Source organism: Candidatus Krumholzibacteriia bacterium, from assembly GCA_029865265.1.
Lineage (GTDB): Bacteria > Krumholzibacteriota > Krumholzibacteriia > WVZY01 > JAKEHA01 > JAKEHA01.
Genome location: JAOUHG010000013.1, coordinates 38,543 through 59,764, shown reverse-complemented (window position 1 = coordinate 59,764; position 21,222 = coordinate 38,543). Strand labels below are relative to the sequence as shown.

Genomic DNA, 21,222 nt, shown 5'->3' with positions numbered 1-21,222 from the left:
CGACGGCGGTGCGGCTACGCTGATCGGTATTTCACCGTCGACGTTCAAGTCGCGCATGAAGTCGCTCGGTATCGAGCGGCCGCGCTGATTCCGGTTTGCGCCAACGCCTGCCACTTTTTGATCCCTCCGGGTGTTCAAGGCTTCAACAGTCCACAGTTCCTTGACTCGACGTGCTGCAGGGAGGACACGGATGCCCAAATACATACTTTTGTTGGTGCTGGTGCTGGCGGCTGGGACGGCCATTGCCGCGGCCCAGGGAGACCCGCAGCGGGGACGCGCCATCGAGGACATGATCCAGAGCTCCGGTGACGCCGCGCTGCGCGCCTTCGCGGATACCCACCTGGCGCAATCGTACCGGGAGGGCTTTGCGCCGGGCGAACTCATGGCGTACCTAGCGCGCATCCGCGACGCCGCGCGCGGTTTCGACGGCGTCCTCGCGGATGCGGTTGAGGGGGGTGGTGTCCGCCTCATCTTTGTACTCGAGGGCCGGGAGACCTCGCTGGTGTACCGCGTCCAGGGGGAAGCGCCCCACTTCATCGTGGCGTTCGACCTGGAGGGGACGCGCGAAAGCGCCGGCGCGGAGAAGGACACCGGGCCGCCGTACACCTGGGACGCGCTCGCCGTGCGCCTCGACCAAGCCGAGGCGTCGGGCTTTTCGGGTGCGGTGCTCGTGGTCCACGGCGGGAAGATCGTCCTCGACCGCGGCTACGGCCTCGCCGATCGCGAGAACAGTATCCCTGTCGATACCACAACCATTTTTTCGATCGGTTCGGTGCCGATCGACTTCACGAAGGCCGCCATCCTCAAGCTGGAGGAAACCGGGAAGCTGAATACGTCAGACACAATCATGCGCTTTTTCAAGGATGTGCCCGACGACAAGCGGGCCGTCACCATCGACAACCTCATGACCGGCACTTCCGGTCTGCCCAATTTCCACGACATCGCCGGCGTGGACACGGATCCGGATCTGTCGTGGATCGACCGCGCCACCGCCATCGATCGCATTCTTCACCAGGACTTGCTCTTTGCGCCCGGGAGGGGTGAGGAACACTCCCACTCCGCCTGGGTGATGCTCGCGGCCATCGTGGAGATCGCCTCCGGCGAGACGTACGGGGATTATCTGCGACGCAATTTCTTTGAGCCAGCGGGCATGACGCGCACCGGCCTGCACGAGGACGCCGCGCGCTTCCCGGATCGTGACTTCGCCGTCGGTTACGAGGGGAACTCCTTCGGCCGGATCAACACGCCGCGCTACTGGGGGAAGACGAGCTGGCTGGTGATGGGGAGTGGCGGGATGTTCTCCACGCCCCACGATCTGCACCGCTGGCTGACCGCAATTCGCAGCGGCAAGACGTTGTCCGCAGCTGCAGCCGCCAAGTACTGGACGCACAGCGTGGTGGTTGGTGGTGACGACCGTGGGTTCTTCTGCCTCTACACCGTCGGCCCGGAAGACCTCGTGATCATGTGCAGCAACGCCCATTCGCGGCCGGACGATCTCCCGTCCGCGGTGGGCATGCAACTGGTGCGCCTGGTGATGGGGGGTGCGCCGAAGCGCGACGGCTAGTTGGGCGGCGTGAATACGAACGGCGTCTTGAAGCTGGTGGTGCCGCTGGGGATGGCGGGGAAGCGCCAGCCGCGGATTTGCGCCACCACGCACTGCGTCACCGCGGGCGAACCGAGCTTGTCCTCCACCACGAGCGCCTCGCTCACCGAGCCGTCTGCGAGCACGGTGATGTTGACCACCAGTTTGCCGCGCAGTCCGGGGTTGCGCTTGAGTTCGTTGTCGTAGCAGAACTGGATGCCGGGCGCGTAGCGGCGCACCACGGCCAGCAGCGATTCGTTGCTGCGGTAGTCGTTGCGGGATCCCGCATCCGCCGAGCCGCCGCCACCCGGGGAGGAGAACTCCTCGCCGCTGCCGCCGCCGCCGTCCACGGCGAGGTCGGTGATGGCCGCAATGCTGATGCCGTTGCTCTCGATGGCCGAGCCGCCCATGTCGGCGGAGCCAAGGTTGGAGCTCCCGCCCACGGTCGCGATCTGCGTCCCGCTGCGGCCCGAGCGCACGCTGCGCCGTCGGCGCGGCGCGGGTTCCGCGTCGGTGGCGTTGGTGGACGCCGGCAGTGACTTCGAAACGCTCTCCAGCACCTTGTCGACGGACCCGGTCACCTGCGCCAGGTTCTGCGCCACCTCGACCTTCGCCTTCTGGCGGCCCTGCGCGCCCTTGTCGGTCTGCACGCGCGGCGGACTGGTGCGGCGGCGCGGCTCCACTTTGGGTTTGGCGGGTTCCACTTTTTCTTCGGCGCGTGTCTCCGTCCTGGGCGCTTCCAGTTTGGCGATGCGCTCGGCCAGGTCGCCGGCGGGCGCCTTGGGCTTCTCCAGGATCAACCGCGCCAGGCGGTCGGGCATGTCCTCGAGCGCGTTGGGCCGGGGCGGGAGAGCGGGCGCAATGAAGATGCCGATGAGCACGATCACGCCGAGAATGCCGGCGGCAATGAAGCAGCGCTTGAGGACGGGGTCGATTGCCCCCCAGAGCGGCTGCTGATACTGCGGTGGTATGCCTGCGTGCGCGTGGCCCATGATCACGACGTCCCCAGCACTGCGAGCGAAAGCTCTTCGTATCCGCTGTAGCCGCACGTGTACATCACGCGCTGCAGGATATCGAACTCGATTTCACGGTCACCCTGGATGGCGACGCGCCCGTGAAACTCCGCGTCGCTGCCGCGCATCCTGGCGATTTCTTCGCTGCGTTCGCGCGCCTCGTCCAGGCGGTCCGCCAGCGCCTCGATGAGCAGGTCGCCGGATCCGGTCTCGCGGGAGACCTGCGCCACCACCTGGCCGTCCAGCATGATGGTGTTGTTGAATATGGCCACCACCACCGACGCCTGCGCCGGCGTGTTGCTGGACGACTCGGGGAGATTCACGCCCGGCACCGGCGTGATGGCTTCACCCTCCACCACGAAGCTCTTGAGGAGGAACAGGAGCAGCGTGGTCAGAATGTCCATCATCGACGTCAGGCGCAACGGCGTGTGAACCGTACGGGGACGAAGGCGTCTGTTGCGTTTTCTGCGCATGTTGTGGTCCCTTTACCGCGCGCCCATCAGGGCAACCCCGGGCAGCCCGTTCTCACGCGAAATATCCATTACCGCCACGATATCGCCATAGTTGGTGTCCGGTTGCGAGACGATGACCACGTCCTTGTTGTCCGGGTGCGAAATGGCCACCTGCGCCAGCGCGCCGCCCAGTTGCTGGTCCGCGTCGGCGTCGGCGCGCGCGATGACGCGTTTCTGCAGGCCGCGGCCCTCGATTACAAACGCGCTCTCCTGGATGGTCACCGAGAGCCCCAGCGACTCGCGCGGGGGCTTCTCCGAGACTTCGTCAGAGGGCGCCTTCATGTCGATCACGGTCACATTGAGAAACACCGCCGAAATGAGCAGCATCGGGATCATGGCGACGAACAGGTTCATCAGCGGCATGAGCTCGAGGTCTCCCTCGATGATCTTGCGGTAACCGCGGCGGGTACTGGTGCGCATGGTCGTTCTCTTCTTTCCCTACGCGGCCACGTTCTTCCGGCCGACGGCCTCAATGAGGCGCACGCTGGTCTCGTCGATGTTCTCCACGATGCCCTCGACCTTGCTCACCAGGAAGCTGTGGATGAGCAGCGTGGGGACGGCGACGATGAGACCGAAGGCGGTCGTGTTGAGTGCCTGCGAGATGCCCACGGCCAGGAAGGCCGAGCGCTGCGCCGGATCGGCCGCGCCGACCGCCGAGAAGGCGGTGGTCAGGCCGAAGATCGTTCCCAGCAGACCCAGCAGGGTGGCCACGTTGGCCAGCATGTTGAGGTACGGCAGCCGGCGCGAGAGCGGCGGCAGCACGATGGTGGCCGCGCCGTCGGCGGCGTTCATCAGGCGTTCCTCGTCGCTGTCGTTGCGCGACACGATGGCGTGCGCCACCGCGCCCACCGGGCTCTTGACCCGGCGGCACAGGTCGGCGGCGCCGGTCATGTCGCCCTTGGCGACGCGCTGCACGACGTCGCGGGTGAACTTGGCGCTGTTGACCGACGCGGCGCGCGCGATCACCCAGAAGCGCTCGGCGGCGACGGCAAGGATTGCCACCGCGGTTCCGAGAATCACGTACATGAACGGTCCCCCGTTCTTGAAGAAATCCGCAAACGCGGAGATTGGATTCATTGTCACTCCTCCTTATTGTGACTGCTGCTGTGGGGCAACCCGCAGCCGCGAGGGCAGCACGGCGGATCGGCCCGCTTCGAAAGCGCTCAACTGAAACTTCAGCCCCAGTCCGTCGCGGTAGCGGCGGACGTCGCGGGCGGTGATGAACAGAACCTGGGGCACCGCGATCTCGCCCTCGATGTTGATGGCATCGAGCGTGCGCACCGCCTCGGTGCGGCGCACCGGCGTTTTGACGGCGGCGGTGCGTGGCGGGGTAACCGATGGCTTTGTCGCGGTCTTGGACGGTGACGTAGCCGGCGCCTGGGCGCGCGGCGATCCCGCCGCCACGACCAGCAGCGCCACGGCGAGCGCCATCAGCAGCGCCCCGCGGGGCGCGGATACTCCGTTCCCTGTGTTACCCATGCTTGCCTGCCTGCTATCGGGTTGCGCCCGGACGCGAAAGCCGCGTCATGTCCACCTTGAAAACCGACGCGAGATCGTCCGGATCTTCCAGCGCCACCTGCGTGTAGCGATCGAACCACTGCCGGCCGGCGCTCTCGTCAAAGAAGTAGAACACCTCGATGAGCGACATGTTGTAGAGCGCGCCCGCGAGCGACGCGTTGCGATCCAGCGCCCTGCGGAACGCGTCGCGCGCCTCGATGGGCCGTCCGGCGTGCAGTAACGCGACGCCGTAGTTGTTGTAGTTGACCGCGCTGCCGTCGGCGTCCAGCGCCGCCTTCGCGATGGTCAGCGCCGATGCGGGCGCGTTGCCGCGCAGCGACAGGTAGGTGCGCGCGGCGTAGACGTCGCCGGAATTGCCGGTGCAGGCGGCGATGGCCGCCTCGGCGCGTTCCACCTCGTCGACGGCATCGAGGTGCAGCGCCAGCGCGGCGCGCAACTCGTCGGGCGCGCCGGGGTGCGCCGCGATGTACCCGTCGAGCATTGCGATGGCCTCGGCGTGCTCGCCGGACGCGTACTGGATGCGTGACAGGAGCGAAATGGCGGGCGCGTAGTCCGCGTCGCGCGCCAGCGCGGTGCGCAGCGCGGCCACCGCCGCGTCGGTCGAATCCATGGCCGCGTACACCTCGCCCATGCGGCAGGGCCAGTAGGGCTCTTCCGGGTACTGCGCCGCGCGGGCCCCGGCCTCGGCGAGCATGTCGCGGCGCGCGTCGCCACTCATCTTCTCGGCCGGTTTGTGACCGCCGCCCATGCCCAGCATGCTGCAGCCACCCACGGCGCCCATCAGCGGGCCGCACACCAGCAGCATGGCCGCGGCCCGGGCCAGCCGCACGGCACCCGTGCGCGATGCAAGGCGATTCATCGTGGTTGTCCGCATTGTTTCCTGTCGTTCCCGGTGCACATGCCGGGAGTCCGCTCCTGACGCTTACGCAAGCCCCGTTCCCGCCCGCGATATTCGGAGTTGCTAGTCGGTTTCCGGCTCCGCGGGCGGTCTGGCCACGAGCACGGGATACTCCGGCTCGGGCCGGTACATGAACCGCTGCGAGAGCCGGGGCCACAGCGCCGCGCGCGTGTGGGCAATCCATTGCCCGGGATCGTCCGGCGTGTCGCCGATCTGGCGCAGCATGTCCGACCACACGTTTTCGCCGCGGTCGTAGAACACCCACGCCTGCTCTTCGATCACGTCCTCGTACGCGAGCAGGTCCTCACCCTCGAGGTCCCCCGGGCGCTCGCTCTGCATGAGCGCGTCGCCAAAGCCCACCAGCGCCTGCCCGATGCGGTAGGCCGACGCGCGCGTGTACTCCGCCACGCCGTGGCCGGAGCACGTGTTGTATTTCTCGAGCAGCGACTCCAGCGCCTGCTTCTTTTTTTCCAGCGATGCCGGCAGCGGTTGCGTGAGCCGCATGGCGCTGAAGCTTGCGAATGACTCTTCGGCGTCGTAGTAGTCCACCTGGGCCAGGATGACGGGCGACGCCATCTCCGGGTGCTCCTTCGCCAGCGCCAGGTACTCCCGCAGTTCCGACGAGGACGTGTTGGCGCCCGGTTTCGCCATCAGCACGGACATCGACGCGGCGCCGTCGCGGACGCGCGCGAGTTCCTGGCTGGCGCGCGAGGCGCGAATCTCCATCACCGTCTGCGTGTCGCCGGGGAATCGTTGGATGAAGATGCTGCGCATGCGTTCCGCGCCGCCCGCATCGCCCGCGTCCGCCAGCATGTCCGCGGCCTTGATCAGGGCCGCGGGTGCGTCCGGGTCCTTCACATACAGGCGTGAGAAGCGTTCATAAGCCGCGGCCGCGCCCGGCGTATCGCCGGCCGCTTCGTGGGTGCGCGCAATCTGGATGGCGCTGTCGCGCGCATACTCGCTCTCCGGGTAGGTCGCGAGCAGGCGTTCCCACGCGACGGTGGCGTCGCGATACTTCAGTCCGGAGGCGTACCCGAGCCCCGCGCGGTAGAGCGCGAGGTCGGCGTGCGGATACGCGGGGAACTCCGTGGCCACGCCCGCAAACAGGGGCGCGGCCTGGAAAGGTCCGCGCACGCTGTCCGCCGCGGCGACCGACTCGGCGTGCTTGTAGTCGCACAGTGGAATGGTTGGTTTCACCGCTGCGACCAGCGAGTCCTCACCGCTCTGCGTGGCCAGATCCACCGCGCGGCGATAGGCAATCCCGGCGGCGTGGAAGTCGGCGCGCTTGTAGTGCGCGTCACCGCCCAGGCGCGCGCCGCGCGCGGCGCGGCTGTCGGCGGGATAGGTGTTGCCGAAAGTCTCAAAGATGGCCGCCGCATCGGGATACCACGCGTGTGCGTAGGCCACGTTGCCCTGGCGCCACACAATGTCCGCGCAGCGCGGATCGGTGGGGAAGCGCTGCACGAAGGCGCGCCCGGAGGCGATGAGCACGGTGGCCAGCGAGTCCGTGCCGTGGCCGGCCTCGGTGTGCGTCGAACGGTACCAGGTGTCGGTCACCGCCACCTGCTGCCAGGTCGCCTCCAGCGCGAGCGCGGTGGAGTCGCTCTTCGACGCCGCCGCCAGGTGCTGCAACGAGCGCGGATACGCCGTGAGCCGGGTGGCGGCCTCACCGGCAAAGAAGTGGATGCGCGTGGCGTCGCCCGCGTTCGGCCAGTGCTGCAGGTACTGCTCGTAGTTGGTGAGCGCGAGCCGCCAGCTGGCCGGGTCGTCGTTGTCGCGCGCGCGGCGGTGGTGGTAGGCCGCGTTAGCGCGCAACGCACCCTGCGCGAACGCCTCGCCGGCGGCTCGGGTGGCGGGGTCGGTGTTCGCCTGGTACCACGGGCTGCCGGGCAGGAAGCGCTGCGCCTGCGCGAGGCGTGCCTCGCGCGCCAGGTCGGGTTTGCTGGAGCGCCGATAGGTCTCCACCATGCGCTCCGCAATCTCCAGCGCGCGCGGGTCCCTTGGATAGCGGGCGAGCCACAGCTCGTCGCAGGCGATGGCGTCCTCGTACAGACTCACGCTGCGCATCAGGTGGCCCAGCGAGAGCAGGATGTCGGACTCGTAGTCGCGCGGGCCCAGCGAATCGAAGTAGCGCTGGAAGGCGCTGGCGCCGCCGGCGCGGGCCAGCGAGTGCACCAGGTACTCGCGCGCCTCGTCGCGCAGGTCCATGCTGCGCGCGATGTCGCCGTGGGCCGCGTAGTGATCCATCAGGCGACGGAACGAATCGGTCGACTGCTCGAAGCGGTCGCGCGCGAACTCCGCCCAGCCCAGCTTGTAGAGGGCGATGGCGGTGAACGACGGGTCGCTTCCCGCCGCCGCCTGCTCGAAGTAGGGCACGCAGTCGCTGTACTCCTTGCGGTCGAAGCGGTCGCTGCCCATGCGCAGCCAGGCCTCCTGCGCGTCGGGCGCCTGCGGGTGGTCGCGCACCAGCCGCGCGAGGTACTGGTCGGCCTCCGGGCGGCCGTCGTCGGAGAGGATCATGCCCAGGTTGAAGAGCACAGCATCCGTGTGCGGGAACTCCGGGTCCTCGTCCAGGATGGCCTGGTACAGCGCAATGGCGGGCTCGTAGTTCATGAAGGGCGCGAGCGCGCGGTTGCCGAGGTCCTCCGACGCCGGCCTGTCGCCGAGAAAGTCGCGCATCCTGATCTGGAACTCATCGCGGGCGGCGAGCAGTTGCATGTCGGCCAGCCGGAAGCGCGCCTCGCCGCGCGCGATGCTTTGCGGGTGGTGCTCGAGGAACGCCTCGAGGTACGCGATGGAACGGTTGCGGAGCGGCCTCACCAGTTCGGCGTTGCGGTTGGTGACGGTGTCGGTTGCGGTCGCGACGGTGAGTTCGTAGGCCGCGTCCGCAATATGGTAGTCGATTCTCTCCCGCTCGGTGGCGAGCAGCACCCGCCCGCGCGCGGCCACGGTTTGTGCGATGACGCGGCGCATGCCTCGTTCCACGGCGTCCAGGGAGTCCGCGCTGGCGGCCATGTGGTCGCGGCGAGCGAGCTCGGCCATCAGCACCGGGTCGGTTGCGAACGCCGCCACGGTGGAGTCGATACCGGCGCGAATACCGCGGGCGTGGGCCAGTTCGATGCGCAGGTCGCCCAGCAGGCCCTCGACATCCACCATCAGGCGGGGCCGCCAGTACTCATCGAAGGACCGGTTGATGATGTCCGGGTAGCGGCGCGCGAACTCGGTGATGAAGGCGCTGGACTCGTGTGACAGGGAGTCCTCGCGCGCGAGCAGCTCCGCGGCGGGGGGGACGCCGTCGGGCAGCTTCTCCGGCCGCTCCAGGTTGGGGCCGTCGACGTGGAAGTGGCGCACGGCGCGCATGAACAGGAGGTCGCGCTCGAGCCCCGTCAGCATGTCACGCGTGCGCCGGCTGATCTGCACCAGCATGCTGTCGCGCACCGCGTCGAGTTGCCGGCGGGACGCGTCCAGACCGGCGAGTATCGCCTCCAGACGGATCACCGCGCGCGACAGTTGCACCGCGTTGGAATCGGCCTTGATCGCGCCGATATCGAGGTAGCTGATCCGGCGTGCGATTTCCTCGCGTCGCCTGGCAATCACGTGATCCTGCAGCGCCAGCCGTGCGCGCGCGTCCTGCTGCTGTGCCTGCAGGGCGCGCAACGTGGCCCACTCCGGCGCGGAGGGCGCGTGGCGGGCCAGTGCGCCCGAGCTGTCCCACGCGGCGGTGGCGGGCGCGGAGAGGCCGGCCGGCCACAGCGTTCGCGCCAGATCCTTGGCCGGATCCAGTGAGACCTGGCCGTGCAGGTCGAGCGACGCACCGGCAAGGCCGTCGATGACGCCCAGCAGGATTTCGGGAGAGAGACGGATCTCCTCGCGCCAACGCTGGTTTTCGCCCCACGCGTTCCAGGCATCGTCGACGTTGTCCGGCAGCGCGATGCGCGCCAGCGAACGCTGTTCGTCCTGCCAGGAGTCTTCCGCCGATTCGAAGTAGCGCAGCGCAGCGTGCCAGTGATGACGCGCCATGGACACGCCGCCCATGGCCAGCTTCACGTCGCGGATGTCCTCGTACTCCGGGTGTTCGTCCACCAGGCGCGAAAGAATGCGCCCCGCGGTGGCGGTGTCGCCCGCCTCCACGGCCATGACACCACGCATGTGCGCGGCGCGCAGGGCATAGCGGCTGTTGTCCGGCACACGCTCCAGCGCACTCGCGGCGGCGTCGGTATCGCCTGCGTCCATGCGGGCCAGCGCAAAGCGAATGCCGGCGGCGCCCACGAGTTCCGCCTCCAGCGGACCGGACGGTTTGCGCCGCGCAATCTCGCCCCAGTTTGCGGTGGCGTCGGCGCCGGTGGCCTCACGCGCCAGCGCGCGCAGGCAGAGTTGCACCGAGGCGAGGGGGCCGGCCGCCGGGTTGCGGTCCAGCAGGTCGAGTGCGTCGTTGGCCCGGTCCGCGTCGAGCAGGAGTGCGGCAGCGAGCACATCGGCGCCTGGGAAGGACTCGGGCACGTCGTTTACCGGACCGGAAGCACCCGGGTTGGCGTTGGCGCGCAACAGTTCGGCGTAGCGGATCCAGCGCCGGTAGGGCGTGCCGTTCCCGTCACCGGCCAGGGACGCGACACGCGCGAACCCGCCGGCGTTCCCGGTGCGCAGGTATGCGTCGGCCAGCAGAAACGCGGCGCGGTCCGCAAAGGGAAACGGGGAACCGGGTCCGATGTCGATGGTTTCCAGCAGCGCGCTGGCGCCGTAGAGATCGCCTTTGAGCCACAGGTCGACGGCGCGGCCGAGGCTGGTGGCGTCGCGCTCCGAAGCGTCGGGCTCGTGCGGAAGCGGCGCCTGTACCGCCGGCGCCACCGGGGGCGTTGGCCTGGCGGCATGGACCAGGGGCGCGACCGCAGTCAATGCGGCCACGATCCCGCAGGCGATGCGTGCGCGAGTCAGCATGAAACCCCCCGGCCGGTCACCGGTACCAGACGCTGGTGGTCAGTCCCGACGCGATTTCGCCGCGATCGAGGCGGCTGGCGTCGAGCTCCAGGAAGGTGAGGCGGTCTCGCGGGGTTTCGATGGTGACGCTGACCGGCGGTGCGTCGATCCAGGACGCGCCGGCGAAGGACACCTGGAAGACGTGTTCGCGCGGCTCGACGAACTCGTGGTAGAGCTGCGCGACGCCGCCCTGTTCCAGCGAGGCGCGCTGTTCGGGCGTGAGTTCGATGCGGACCACGTCGTCGTCTTCGCCCAGCAGGATGGCCTCGGGCGCGTTGCCGCCGCCCAGACCGCGCAGCAGGATGACCAGCGATGTCTCCTGCCGGCCGAGGAAGTCCTGTTCCAGCACCAGCAGCCGTTCGCGGTGATCCACCAGCAACTGTTCCATCAGGGCCAGCTCCGCCACCAGGTCGCCGAGATCGGTGACGTTCTCCAGAATTGTGCGCTCGGCCAGGGCCGCATCGCGGTCGCCCACGGTGTCGCGTGCGGCGGCGATGGCGTTGGAGAGTTCCTGCAGGCGCAGCAGGCGCTCGTCGAGCGTCTGTGCGTCGTTGGACACGGTCTGCCGGGTCTGCCGTAGACGGTCGAGCTGCGAACGCAGGAAGGTCCGGTTGTCGCGCAAGAACTGCAGGCTCGGATGCCTGGGCTCTTTGGTCTCGGCGCGCTTGACCTCGATGATCTCGATGGTGCCCTCGTCGCCCTGCGCGGGCGGTTCGTTGGCCGCGGCCATGCTGGCCAGCACCACCGCCAGCAGCACGCCCAGCGCCAGCAGGGCGCGGAACCAGATGGAATTCATGCGCTGCGTCATCCCCGCCATGTCCTCACAACCTTTCCCTGGGTCGCGTCCACGACCACGAAGAGCGCGGGCTCCGTTTCCGATGTGTAGACCAGTGCCCACGTGCTGGCGTCGGGTTCGCGCTCGTAGAAGGCGCCACGAACCAGCAGCATCGACGAAAGGCTGCCGCCGTGTTCGAGACAGAACTTCGCGCCGGCCTTCTCCTGCGCCGCCGCAAGGGCGGTGGCGCTGTCGACCCATGTGTCGGGCAGCGGCGGCGCGTCGAAGTCGAAGCCGAGATCGAAGGCTTCGATGATCTTTCCGTCGCGCACGGAGTAGCCGCGTGCCTTGCCGCGGTTCTGCGAGTGAAACAGGTAGCCCCAGCGCACCGCGGTGCCCTCGGTGGAAACCGGCTCGTCGTTCTCCACGTAGATCAGCCGCGCGTCCGCGGCCCAGCTGAGCGCGGCGTCGCGTGCGGTGTCGAGCCCGCTGCGGGCGGAGAAGGGGGGTTTGTCGCCGGCGTGTGTGGGCGCGGTGGCGCCGGCCAGCAGCAATGCCGCCAGCAGGACGGTGAGCAACCGGATGCAGCGCCGTGGTGCCATGTGTGATGTGCCGTTCATGTTGCGACCTCTACAGGAAGAGCGTGGCGCCCACGCTGAATTCGAAGTTCGATGCCTCGGTGCGCGAATCCGCGGTGCCGTAGTCGAAGCGGTAGTTACGGAACTCAAAGCGAACCGCCACCGTCTTCTGCACGAACACATCGGCCCCGATGCCGAAGTTCCAGCTGTTCTCGGTGTCGCCCTCGCTGATGGAACTGCCCACCCCGCCGGTGAGGAAGGGGACCAGCTGCCGGCCGGGAAGAAGGATGACGTTGGCGTTCATGGCGTAGAACACCATTTCGAAGTCCTCTTCCTCCAGGGCGAGGTCGAACAACGATTCCACGATTTCGGCGGGACGGTTGATGTGCGTCCAGCCCACGCTGCCCTCGATCTCCAGGAACTCGAACACGTAGTAGCCCACGCGGCCGCCGAGCACGAGCGAGTTGGACTTCTCGTCGAACGCGTAGCCGCCGGTGTACCCGGTGAGGGTGAAGCTGCCGATGCGCGAGAAGAGCTTCGGGTTGGGACGGAACTCGAGGTCGGACATGTCGTCGAGTTCCTTGCACAACGATGCGTGCACCCAGCCGGTGTTGGTGTCGGACAGATGGACGTTGTACCACTCGCCACGTTTGGCAATCACGGGGAACTCGGCGCCCTTGGAGTACACGCCGACGATTGCGAAGGTATCGCCGGGTCCGCTGCGGACCACGTTGTCACTGCCACCGATGAGGCGGACCTTCTTCTCACTGAGCGTGGGGCGGGCGTTGAGTTGCGGCTGCGGAGGCGGGTCACCCTCGCCGGCGGCGGCCGGAGCGGCTACCGCAGCCAGCAGTACGGCAAGTATTGCCGTCAGCCAGACGTGCGCTTTCATGGCGTCATCCTTCCGGCGCTGCGGTAACGCATTCGCCGTTCCTTATTTTGCGAGAACCTGCTTGCTCTGCCTGCTAGTTCAAACCGAAAACCCAGGAGACCTGCGCGCGCAGATCCCACGTGGTGAAGCGCTCGCGCGCCTCCACGATTTCGTTGCCGCGCCGGTGCGCGGTATCGAGCGCGAAGCTCGTCAAATCCGCTTGCAAGGCAAGGGCCATGTGCGGCCCCAATTCGCCCCTGAGGGCCGCCCCCACGCCATATTCCCACTCCGAAATCGGCTGGTAGGCCACCGTGACCGGCTGGCCGGCCACGTCGAAGGTGATGGCCTCGGGGTCGTAGCTCAGGAAGAGGCGGCCGCCGTGCGCCGAGCCCCACAACTCGACGCCGCGGACGGATAGCGCCCGTATCTGTCCCGTCATTTCCAGGCCGGTCATGTTGACGCGTGGCGCCATGTCTTCGCCGGGAATGCCGCTCGCCTGGGTGGTGGCAGAGCGCCAGAAGCGCAAGCCCGCGCCCATGCGGCCGCGCAGAACCGTGGCGTGCGCGCCGGATTGCAGCGCCGGCGCCGTATCCCAGCGGTAGTCCTGCAGGTGGGGGTCGAGCGCGATGCCGCCGATGACCACGCCGATCTCCATCCGCGTCGGGGTGGCGGGTGCGGCCTCTTCACCGGCACCGCCCGCGGCCAGTGCGGGTGCGGCCAGCGCGAGTGACACGCACAGCGCGGCCGAAGCGGCGCCGGCGGTGATCACGGTGTTCCCGCCGAGAGATTCAGTGTGTAGCCGGTGTGCAGGATCTCTTCGCTGGTCGAGACGAACGGCGTTACCACCAGCGAGTCGGTCCCGTTCTGGAGCCGGATTTCCTCGCCCTCGCCCATGTAGAGAACCAGGTAGAGCCCCCCGGGTGCCCCCGGGGTGGTGAGGGCGGCCGGGACCTGGGCGGTGAAATTGAGATTGAGATCCTGCATGAGATGGTCGAAGCCGGTGACCGCGCGCGTGGCGCGCCCGGTGCTGACCGAGTTGGCGAGGATGCGGTCCACGTCCTGCGCAATCTCCAGCGTGTGTTCGTCGGTGGCAAGCGACACATTCTGGGGAGATATGGTGGCGCTGTAACGCACCTCTGCAACCAGGAAACCGGTCACGATGCGCCGGTAGGTGATCCGGCCCTTTACGCTCACGCTGATGGGCTGGGTGGCGTTGACGCTCTGCTGCGGAGTGGGGTTCATGGACAGGAACTCCACCAGTGTCCAGCGCTCGTCGATGGTGGGCTCGTCGAGGACGCAGCCGAACGCGAACAGCGCGGCCAGTACGGCCGGCAGCGTCGCTGCCGGCCGCATGGCGCGACCCATTCCTCGCAGGGTGTTCTTCATGGCCGTGACTCCTACTTGAGCAGCGCCATCTTGCCGGTCAGGCTCTCGCCGCCGACCGCGACGCGATACAGGTAGACGCCCGAGCTCACGCCCGCGCCGCGCCCGTCGCGGCCGTCCCAGCGCACCTCGTGCGTACCGCCGCCAATCTGGCCGCTGCCGAGCTCGCGCACCAGCGCACCGCGCACGTCGTAGATGCGCAGGCTGTAGGGGCGCGGCGAGCCAGCGGGCACGGAGAAGCGAATCGTCGTGCTCGGGTTGAAGGGGTTGGGCGTGTTGCCGTGCAGCGTGAGGCGCGACGGCAACGCCGGGCCACCGGCGCCGTTGAGCGACACCGGAACCTCCACCGAACCCACCAGGCCACCGTCATAGGTGGACGTTGCCTGCACGCTGATGCGGTAATTCCCGCTGCTCCACGCGGCGATGTAGTCGTCGTTGTCGAAGCGAATCGTCTGCGGTCCGGCCGTCATGAGGCCGGCGTCGTGGCGCGCGACCACCTGGCCGTTACGCGCATCGACGATCTCCGCGGTGACGGCGGCGTGATCGGTGAGCGTCATGCTGACCGACGCGCCGTTGGCGCCGCTGGCGCTGGCATCCTTCAGTTCCACGCCCAGGCCCACCATGCGCAGGCCGCTGCTGCCGCCCCACTCCTCCACCAGCACGCCGCTGCCCTGGCCGGAACGGCGGGTGGTGCCGTTGCGATGGTCGGTCACGTTGGCGAATACGGCGTGGAAACTCCGCGGGTGCTCGATGCCGCCGGCGAGGCTGGCCACGGAGAGGAGCGACGCGGTGAACTTGGCCACGCGGCCCGCCTGCGGCGCGGCCGCATAGACGTTGCCCCAGTGGTCGGTGTCGAGCGATGTGACGGTTCCAAGCCCGTGCTTGACCGCGCCGTTCCAGGCCAGTGACGAACCGGTGTCGCGCAGCCGCACGATACGGCCGTTGTGTGCGTCGGCCACGTAGATGTCGTCGCAGTTCACACCGTCACGGCGGCCGGTCGCGATGGCCATGGGACCGGCAAAGAAACCATCGCCGCTGCCCAGTTCGCCGATGGCGGCGGTGAACGTCGCCCCGGTGTTGCCGAGCGTGTAGCGGCGAACCTCGTTGCGGCCGGTGTTGGCCACGTACAGGAGATCGTCGGCGTTGTCAAAGGGCGTGCCACCGTCGGAGTAGGCCACGCCGTACGGCTTGCTCAGGCCGTCGATGGCGTACACCGGCTCCAGCGTAATGCGCTCGAACTCGGTGACGGTCCGGAAGACCAGCACCCGGTCGTTGCCGGTGTCGGCCACGTAGACGCGGCCGCGACCGTCGCTCGACAACCCGCGCGGGGCGGACAGATGTCCGAACGCGTCGCCGGTGCCGTCGTGTGCGAACAGGCCCTGGCCGACTTCACCCATCAGCAGGCGGTTCCACTGCGGGTCGGAGACGACCTGGAAGTAGCGCGCCTCGATGTACGGGAAGCGGTCGTACACATCGACGTTGCCGACCACGACGGTCGCGTACGGATCGCCGAACAGGTTCTTGCCGAACTGCTGGTTGGCGACGCTGCGCGTAAGCACGCTCACGCCCGCCTCCGGCAGGTAGGGCTTCTGGTTGAAGGTCTCGGCTCCCGCGCTGGTGGCGCCAAGAAGCAGGATGGTGATGATCAACGTTGTCCGGCTCATACCCGGCTCCTTTGTTTGGCCCGCTAGAATGCGATCAGCAGACCGGTTTCGATGATGTTGGCCGAGAAATTATTGCTGTTGAAATACCGTTCATAACTGAACATGACTTCGGCGCCGGCCATGAAGCCCGGCCCCCCCAGGGAAGGCCAGGGACGCCACAGGACGCGCCCGCCAAACAGGTGCGATCCAAAGTCGCCCAGCCGATAGTCATTGGTCTGGAAGCCGTCGACGCCGCCGGCTTCCGTGTATTCGTCGCGATAGAACGTGGCCGCACCTTGTCCGTAGTACCGGTAGCGGTAACGGACGGTGAAGGCGTCGGTGACGTATTGATTGAGCTTCACGCCCATGGTGTGGGAGGAGATGCCCCAATCGTCGCTGTAGTACCGGTACTCGATATTGACGCTCGAGCGGTTGTAGAAGTACTGGTTCAGGCCCATGAAGAGGTCGCGCCGCAGGCGACTATCCGGGTGATTCTCCGGGACGTTGACGCCGGCCACATACACGTTGCGGTACGGGTCGTGCTGCAGGCCGCTCACCGTGTTCATTTCCACGCCCACCCGCGCCACCGTGGTACGCGTCAGGATCTGCGTGGCCACCACGTTCCAGTGCGTGGTGCGCCGGTAGTCCGGTGCACCCTGTGTGTCCGCGTCGGTCAGCGGTGTGATGTGGTCCCAGCTGTAACTGGCACCCACGCTGATGTTGAGATTGTCGTTCATGACGTCGTGGTTGTAGCTGCCGGACAGCATCTGCGCAAAGTAGTCCGACTCCCGCGATGCGTAGTAGCCCGCACTCGCGCCGCGATAGCTGGCGTAGCCCTCCAGCGAGTTGCGCACCTTGACATAGTCGGTGTAGGCGCTGCCCGCGGTGGCGATGGGGCGGCTGGCGCTGGTGATGGCGTCGGCCGCCTCCTGCGTCCCGGGCGGTGCATCGATGGCGGGGAAGTGAACCACGTCGTGCACCCACTGCAGGGTGAGGTTCGCCTCCCGCGTCAGCTTCACGTTGGTGTTTGCGTACTGGCTGTGCACATTGACACCCTGGACATCGGAATACAGGTTGAAGGTGTACGACGCCGCGGGGTCCATGAAGAGGTCCGCGGCGGCCGCTGGCGCCGGGCACACCGCGAGCGCAACGCCCGCCAGCGCCGATACCGCACCGAGTATGCCGCCTACTTGCAGGCGCATCCCCCACCCGCGCCACCGGCGCCGCCCGTCGACCCTTCGCGGGCCTCGAGCCACTTGAGTTCACGCAGTGCCTCTTCCTGCGACTGCGTCATGATGGGGTCGGCCAGGTGCTCCTTCTCATAGGGACGCACCGACGCGCACCCGATGGCCGCGTTCAACAGCAGAACCCCAAAGGTGATGCGGACCAGGCGGTTCACTGCGAACCCCCCATGCCCGCGCTCTGCACGCCCGGGTTGGCGGGGTGGCTCAGCAGCTTCTCGGCTTCCTTGTGGAGGGCCTCCAGGCTTTCCTGTGAGCTGCTGCGCACCACCGTGACCACGCGCCCGTTGCGATCCAGGAGGAAGGTGCAGGGCAGCGAGGGAATGTCGATGGCGCGCGCGAGCCCGTCGGGACCGTCGTGCAGCACGGTGAGCGTCAGCTTCTCGTCACTGGCGAAGCGGCGCGCCTTGCGCACGTCCTTGTCCACCGAGATGGCGACCACGCGGCCGCCGCGCGATGTCCACGCGTCGTTCCACTGGTTCATCACCGGCAGCTCCTTGCGGCACGGTGCGCACCAGCTGGCCCAGAAGTTGACGACGACCACCTCGCCGCGGTACGCGGCCAGGGTTGTTTCGGTGCCGTCCAGCGTGGACAACTGGTGGCTGGCCAGCGTGGCGCTCGCATCGCCACCGGCGCGGGCCGGGTTTGCACCCGGCTGCGCCATGGCGAATGCGGCCATTACCAGAGCGGCCCTGAGTGTGGTTGCAGCGTTCACTTTCGGTTCCTCTTTCGTTTACCGGTACTGCGCGCCCAGCGTGACCCACAGGTTGAACAGTTCCTGCTCCGTCGGGGTGAGTGCGTCCGCGCCCTGGGGGTGAGGCCCCTGTCCTGCCGCCGCGCCCACGCCCAGCACGTAGTCGATCAGAATCGAACGACGGCCGAAGGCGGGGACGGTGACGTTGCGCGGACCCATCTCCGACTCGCCCGACAGGTTGATGTAGGCGCGCGGGAAGATGCGGTTCTCCATGGTGGTGTCAGGAACCGCCGTGAGATCCAGACCGCCGGCCGGCGGGATGGAGTCGGGCGGAATCGCGGACACGTGACACGAGACACACTTGGCCTCCACGATGGGGCCAATGTCGTCGCGATAGGTGATGTGCGTGTAGCTCGATGCCGGGATGTTCAGATCCGTCGGCGCCATGGAGGCCGCCGCCGGGTTCGGGTTCGTCGAGAACAGCGCCGTGGAACGGTCCTCGTGGCAACCCACGCAGTTGGTGATCTCCTCACCCGGCTGCACGTAGAGCCACGTGCGCTTGTTGATGAACGCGCGGCGCAGGTTGTCGAGCGGCGCAAAGGTGACCGGCGTGTTGGCCGGCACCCTGATGCGGAACGAACCGTCCGGCTGCACCGGCGCGAAGCCGAGCAGCGCGCGCTTCTCGAACTCGTTGGCCGAGAAGTCGTTCATCTCGCCCTGCACGGTGGGGATACCCACGATGACGGCGATCTCGGTGACGGGATCGACGCCCTTGACCGGCACTTCCTGACCGTCACCCACCACGGAGCGGTTGAAGATGTCCTCGGCCAGGATCACGCCGGAGTCGCCGGTGGGCGTGATGGTCGGAATGACCGGCGGCTTGGGATGCGCGGCCAGCAGCTGCGCGTCGTACTCGTTCCAGGCCGGGTCGTTGTACAGGAACGTCAGATCCTCGATGGTGATGGTCGCGGGGTCGGCCAGCGTTCCCGCGCCCGTCTGCTTGAGGGTGAAGGTGTACAGGCCGTAGTCCACGTCGGACTCCTGCGCGGCCGGAAGCGTGTACGACGCCATGTACTTGTTGCCACCCAGCGGGAACGGGTACTTGAACGCGCCGTAGGCCCACGGGGCGCCGTCGTTGTTCACCTGCGGGGTGAGCACGTCCCAGTGCAGGCTGTTGCCGCCCAGGGTCGGGTCCGCCGGCCCCTGCTCGAGCTTGAGCACCGCGATGGGACCCGCGTCCTCGTTGATCATGGTGGACTCGATGGCGATCAGGCGGCCGTCCGGGGTCGGCTGCGCGTGGAAGAAGTTCCGGTTGTGCGGGCCGAACTCATGGAAGAACTGCGATCCATCCGGATGGGCGAAGAACAGCGGGAAGCGGTTGAACGTCCCGAAGTGATCCCAGCGCGTGTAGACCACGCGTCCGTCCGGAAGCAGGGTCGGGTCGAAGTCGTCACTCATATTGAAGCTGACGCGCCGCAGGTTGGACCCGTCCGCATTGCAGCAGTACAGGTTCTCGGCGGGCGAGTGGTTGTACTCGTCCATGTGACCGGCGCGCGAGCTGGTGAACATGATGTTGCCGTCGGGCAGGTACAGCGGGTCGAAGTCGTGCCCGCCGCCGGTGGTGACCTGGCGCAGCCCGGTTCCATCGGCGTTGATCTCATAGATGTTGCGGTTGCCGCCGCCGGGCGGGCGCATGGAGAACAGGATCTTCTTGCCGTCGTAGGAAACGCACGGGTCGCTGATGCTGGCCCCGGTGAAGTTGGTGATGGGTGTCACCACGCCGTTGGGCGAGATGGGCGAGAGCTTGTATAGGTTGCCCTCGGCCCAGCTGCGGTTCAGCGTCTCCTCGCCCTTCGTCTTCACGAAGACGATGGCGTCGGTGCTTTCCTCCTGGACGATGACGTCGTCCGGAGCGCTGTCACGGCAGCCGCCGATCAGCAACAGCGGAAGGGCGAGAAGACCGCCCAGCATCGCCACGATGCCGCTGTGGAAGATGTCTCTTCGATTGGTTGCCTGTCGCATGATGCTCTCCTTGTCGTCTCCCCGTCGCGCGCCGCCACCCGGCGGTGCGTCCCGGGAAGCGTGGGCTAGCTTCCCAGACTCCTGTAGAAGGCAAAGCCGATGGTGTACTCACGGTAGTCGTAGGCCACCGTGCCGTCCCTGCCGAGCTCCTGCCCGAGGACGGTTGCCCCGCGAATCTCTCCGCGCAGGGCGACGTCATTTCTGATGTAGAACTCGAGACCGCCACCGTAAGTGAGCGTGTTCTTGGTGACCGGGTCGGCGTTGATGGCCTGTCCCGGATAGACCGTCTCCATTCCGTAGCCCACCGTTCCGTAGGGCTGCAGGCGCCACGGCAGCGGGTAACGCAGTTGCACGCTGAAGGTGTGCATGAGCGCGTGCAGGCCCTCGGCCGGGTTGTGGCCGAACGCCACCTCGTACGCCAGCCAGGTGTTGGGGCTGTACGATGCACGGAACGAAAAGAGATCGTTGGTGCCCAGCTTGCCCACCCCGGGGCTGAAGGCGATGCGGTGCTTGAAGCGATCCCGATCGTCGCTGACCGTGTAGCGCTCCGTCTGCAGCTCGGGCACCAGGTAGACGAGCCCGTCGCCGGTGGCGGGTGCGGTGGGCGGTGTGACCGCCGATCCCGAAGCGCCGGCGGCCGCGACTTGCGTCGAATCCGGCTCGGCGCCGTTGACGGAAGCCGCGGTGATCGCCAGCGCGAAACTCGCGAGAAGAAGTGAATGTGCCACGTGCCGCTTCATCGGTATTCCCCCGCCTCGATCCACGCGAGCAATGCCTGGTAGTCCGGATCGTCGGTCGACGAGAATGCGTTCCCGCCACCGTGCGCGGCGCCACCGGCGCCCTCCGCGAGCGGCTTCACGAGCAGCGGGCTGGCCGCCGGGTCCGCGCCGTTCACCTGCAGGCGTGACTGCGCGAAGTCGAAGGCCACGTCCTTGTCGTCGAACGGCGAGAGTTCGAAGGTCCCGCGGATGCCGCCGCCGTGGCAGCTGAGGTCGTCGCAGCCACGCGCGGTGAAGACCGGGTCGACCTGGCTCTCGAAGACGGCGAAGTCGAGCACGTAGGTCGTTCCGCCACCCGGCGGCTCCGGGCTGGTGGTGGACGGACGGTCGCACCCGTGTCCCGCGGCGAGCGCTAGTCCGGCGATGCCCGCCACCGTGATGGCGGCCACGGCCCGGATCTTCCACTGCGGGGCGTATGCGGTCGTGCGCGTGTTCATGTCGCCGTGTCGTTTCGTCATGGTCCTCGTGACGCCCCCGTGCTTCGTGCCGTGTGCACAACGACCCCGACGGTGCTTTTTGCGCACCAACCGGGGTTGGCTGTCTCGGAGATCGAGTGTCAAGCGATCCTCTGATGCCGCACTTCTCCGCATGGCGGCGCCTTAGCGCCCAGCGGGGATGTCAGGGAACGTGGTTGTGCAAGGGGCACGCCAGATCGCACATGGACATGCGGTTTGCTCTCGCGCGCGGAAAGAATCGGGAACGTTGGGGTGTGTTGGGGGGCGGCCGGGTACCGGCGGGG

The 21,222-nt window shown here is 67.6% G+C and carries 20 protein-coding genes; 1 reads left to right on the top strand and 19 read right to left on the bottom strand.

Annotated features, from left to right (window positions below; genetic code table 11):
* Positions 1-190 precede the first annotated feature (190 nt).
* The gene (locus tag OEX18_08190) at positions 191-1,564 is read left to right on the top strand and encodes a beta-lactamase family protein (protein ID MDH4337244.1); all 1,374 of its coding nucleotides are present in this window, start codon (positions 191-193) and stop codon (positions 1,562-1,564) included.
* Here the strand turns inward: OEX18_08190 and OEX18_08185 are convergent.
* The 19 genes from OEX18_08185 to OEX18_08095 form a co-directional block, all read right to left on the bottom strand.
* Complete coding sequence (locus tag OEX18_08185; protein ID MDH4337243.1) at positions 1,561-2,574, bottom strand: TonB family protein; 1,014 nt, start codon at positions 2,572-2,574, stop codon at positions 1,561-1,563. The two genes, OEX18_08190 and OEX18_08185, sit on opposite strands and share 4 nt — an antisense overlap.
* Before the next feature lie 2 nt (positions 2,575-2,576).
* Positions 2,577-3,068 (bottom strand): biopolymer transporter ExbD, encoded by a 492-nt coding sequence (locus tag OEX18_08180; protein MDH4337242.1) that lies wholly within the window; start codon positions 3,066-3,068, stop codon positions 2,577-2,579.
* Positions 3,069-3,080: 12 nt separating this feature from the next.
* Positions 3,081-3,527, bottom strand: coding sequence for a biopolymer transporter ExbD (locus tag OEX18_08175; protein ID MDH4337241.1), 447 nt, complete (start codon positions 3,525-3,527; stop codon positions 3,081-3,083).
* Positions 3,528-3,545: 18 nt separating this feature from the next.
* The gene (locus OEX18_08170) at positions 3,546-4,184 is read right to left on the bottom strand and encodes a MotA/TolQ/ExbB proton channel family protein (protein ID MDH4337240.1); all 639 of its coding nucleotides are present in this window, start codon (positions 4,182-4,184) and stop codon (positions 3,546-3,548) included.
* Positions 4,185-4,196: 12 nt separating this feature from the next.
* Positions 4,197-4,586 carry a hypothetical protein gene (locus OEX18_08165; GenBank protein ID MDH4337239.1) on the bottom strand — a complete coding sequence of 130 codons (390 nt, stop codon included), beginning with the start codon at positions 4,584-4,586 and terminating at the stop codon, positions 4,197-4,199.
* A gap of 13 nt (positions 4,587-4,599) precedes the next feature.
* The gene (locus OEX18_08160; GenBank protein ID MDH4337238.1) at positions 4,600-5,484 is read right to left on the bottom strand and encodes a tetratricopeptide repeat protein; all 885 of its coding nucleotides are present in this window, start codon (positions 5,482-5,484) and stop codon (positions 4,600-4,602) included.
* 102 nt (positions 5,485-5,586) lie between these two features.
* A complete protein-coding gene (locus tag OEX18_08155) occupies positions 5,587-10,458 on the bottom strand; it encodes a tetratricopeptide repeat protein (protein ID MDH4337237.1) in 4,872 nt (1,623 codons plus the stop codon).
* A 16-nt stretch (positions 10,459-10,474) separates the two neighbouring features.
* Entirely contained in the window at positions 10,475-11,293 is an 819-nt protein-coding gene (locus OEX18_08150; GenBank protein MDH4337236.1) for a hypothetical protein, read from the bottom strand.
* An 8-nt stretch (positions 11,294-11,301) separates the two neighbouring features.
* Complete coding sequence (locus OEX18_08145; protein MDH4337235.1) at positions 11,302-11,892, bottom strand: hypothetical protein; 591 nt, start codon at positions 11,890-11,892, stop codon at positions 11,302-11,304.
* Positions 11,893-11,902: 10 nt separating this feature from the next.
* Positions 11,903-12,742: an SH3 domain-containing protein gene (locus OEX18_08140; protein MDH4337234.1), complete on the bottom strand. Its 840-nt coding sequence runs from the start codon at positions 12,740-12,742 to the stop codon at positions 11,903-11,905.
* 73 nt (positions 12,743-12,815) lie between these two features.
* Positions 12,816-13,490, bottom strand: a complete 675-nt coding sequence (locus tag OEX18_08135) for a hypothetical protein (GenBank protein MDH4337233.1) — start codon at positions 13,488-13,490, stop codon at positions 12,816-12,818.
* Complete coding sequence (locus OEX18_08130) at positions 13,487-14,107, bottom strand: hypothetical protein (protein MDH4337232.1); 621 nt, start codon at positions 14,105-14,107, stop codon at positions 13,487-13,489. The genes OEX18_08135 and OEX18_08130 overlap by 4 nt, the downstream gene beginning before the upstream one ends.
* Before the next feature lie 11 nt (positions 14,108-14,118).
* The gene (locus OEX18_08125; protein MDH4337231.1) at positions 14,119-15,768 is read right to left on the bottom strand and encodes a T9SS type A sorting domain-containing protein; all 1,650 of its coding nucleotides are present in this window, start codon (positions 15,766-15,768) and stop codon (positions 14,119-14,121) included.
* A gap of 23 nt (positions 15,769-15,791) precedes the next feature.
* Entirely contained in the window at positions 15,792-16,949 is a 1,158-nt protein-coding gene (locus tag OEX18_08120; protein ID MDH4337230.1) for a DUF3570 domain-containing protein, read from the bottom strand.
* Entirely contained in the window at positions 16,934-17,146 is a 213-nt protein-coding gene (locus OEX18_08115; protein ID MDH4337229.1) for a DUF4266 domain-containing protein, read from the bottom strand. The genes OEX18_08120 and OEX18_08115 overlap by 16 nt, the downstream gene beginning before the upstream one ends.
* A complete protein-coding gene (locus tag OEX18_08110; GenBank protein ID MDH4337228.1) occupies positions 17,143-17,703 on the bottom strand; it encodes a TlpA family protein disulfide reductase in 561 nt (186 codons plus the stop codon). Before OEX18_08110 ends, OEX18_08115 begins: the two co-directional genes overlap by 4 nt.
* Positions 17,704-17,721: 18 nt before the next feature.
* Positions 17,722-19,704: a hypothetical protein gene (locus tag OEX18_08105; GenBank protein ID MDH4337227.1), complete on the bottom strand. Its 1,983-nt coding sequence runs from the start codon at positions 19,702-19,704 to the stop codon at positions 17,722-17,724.
* A 65-nt stretch (positions 19,705-19,769) separates the two neighbouring features.
* Entirely contained in the window at positions 19,770-20,432 is a 663-nt protein-coding gene (locus tag OEX18_08100; protein MDH4337226.1) for a porin family protein, read from the bottom strand.
* 8 nt (positions 20,433-20,440) lie between these two features.
* A complete protein-coding gene (locus OEX18_08095; protein MDH4337225.1) occupies positions 20,441-20,941 on the bottom strand; it encodes a hypothetical protein in 501 nt (166 codons plus the stop codon).
* Between the last annotated feature and the right edge of the window lie 281 nt (positions 20,942-21,222).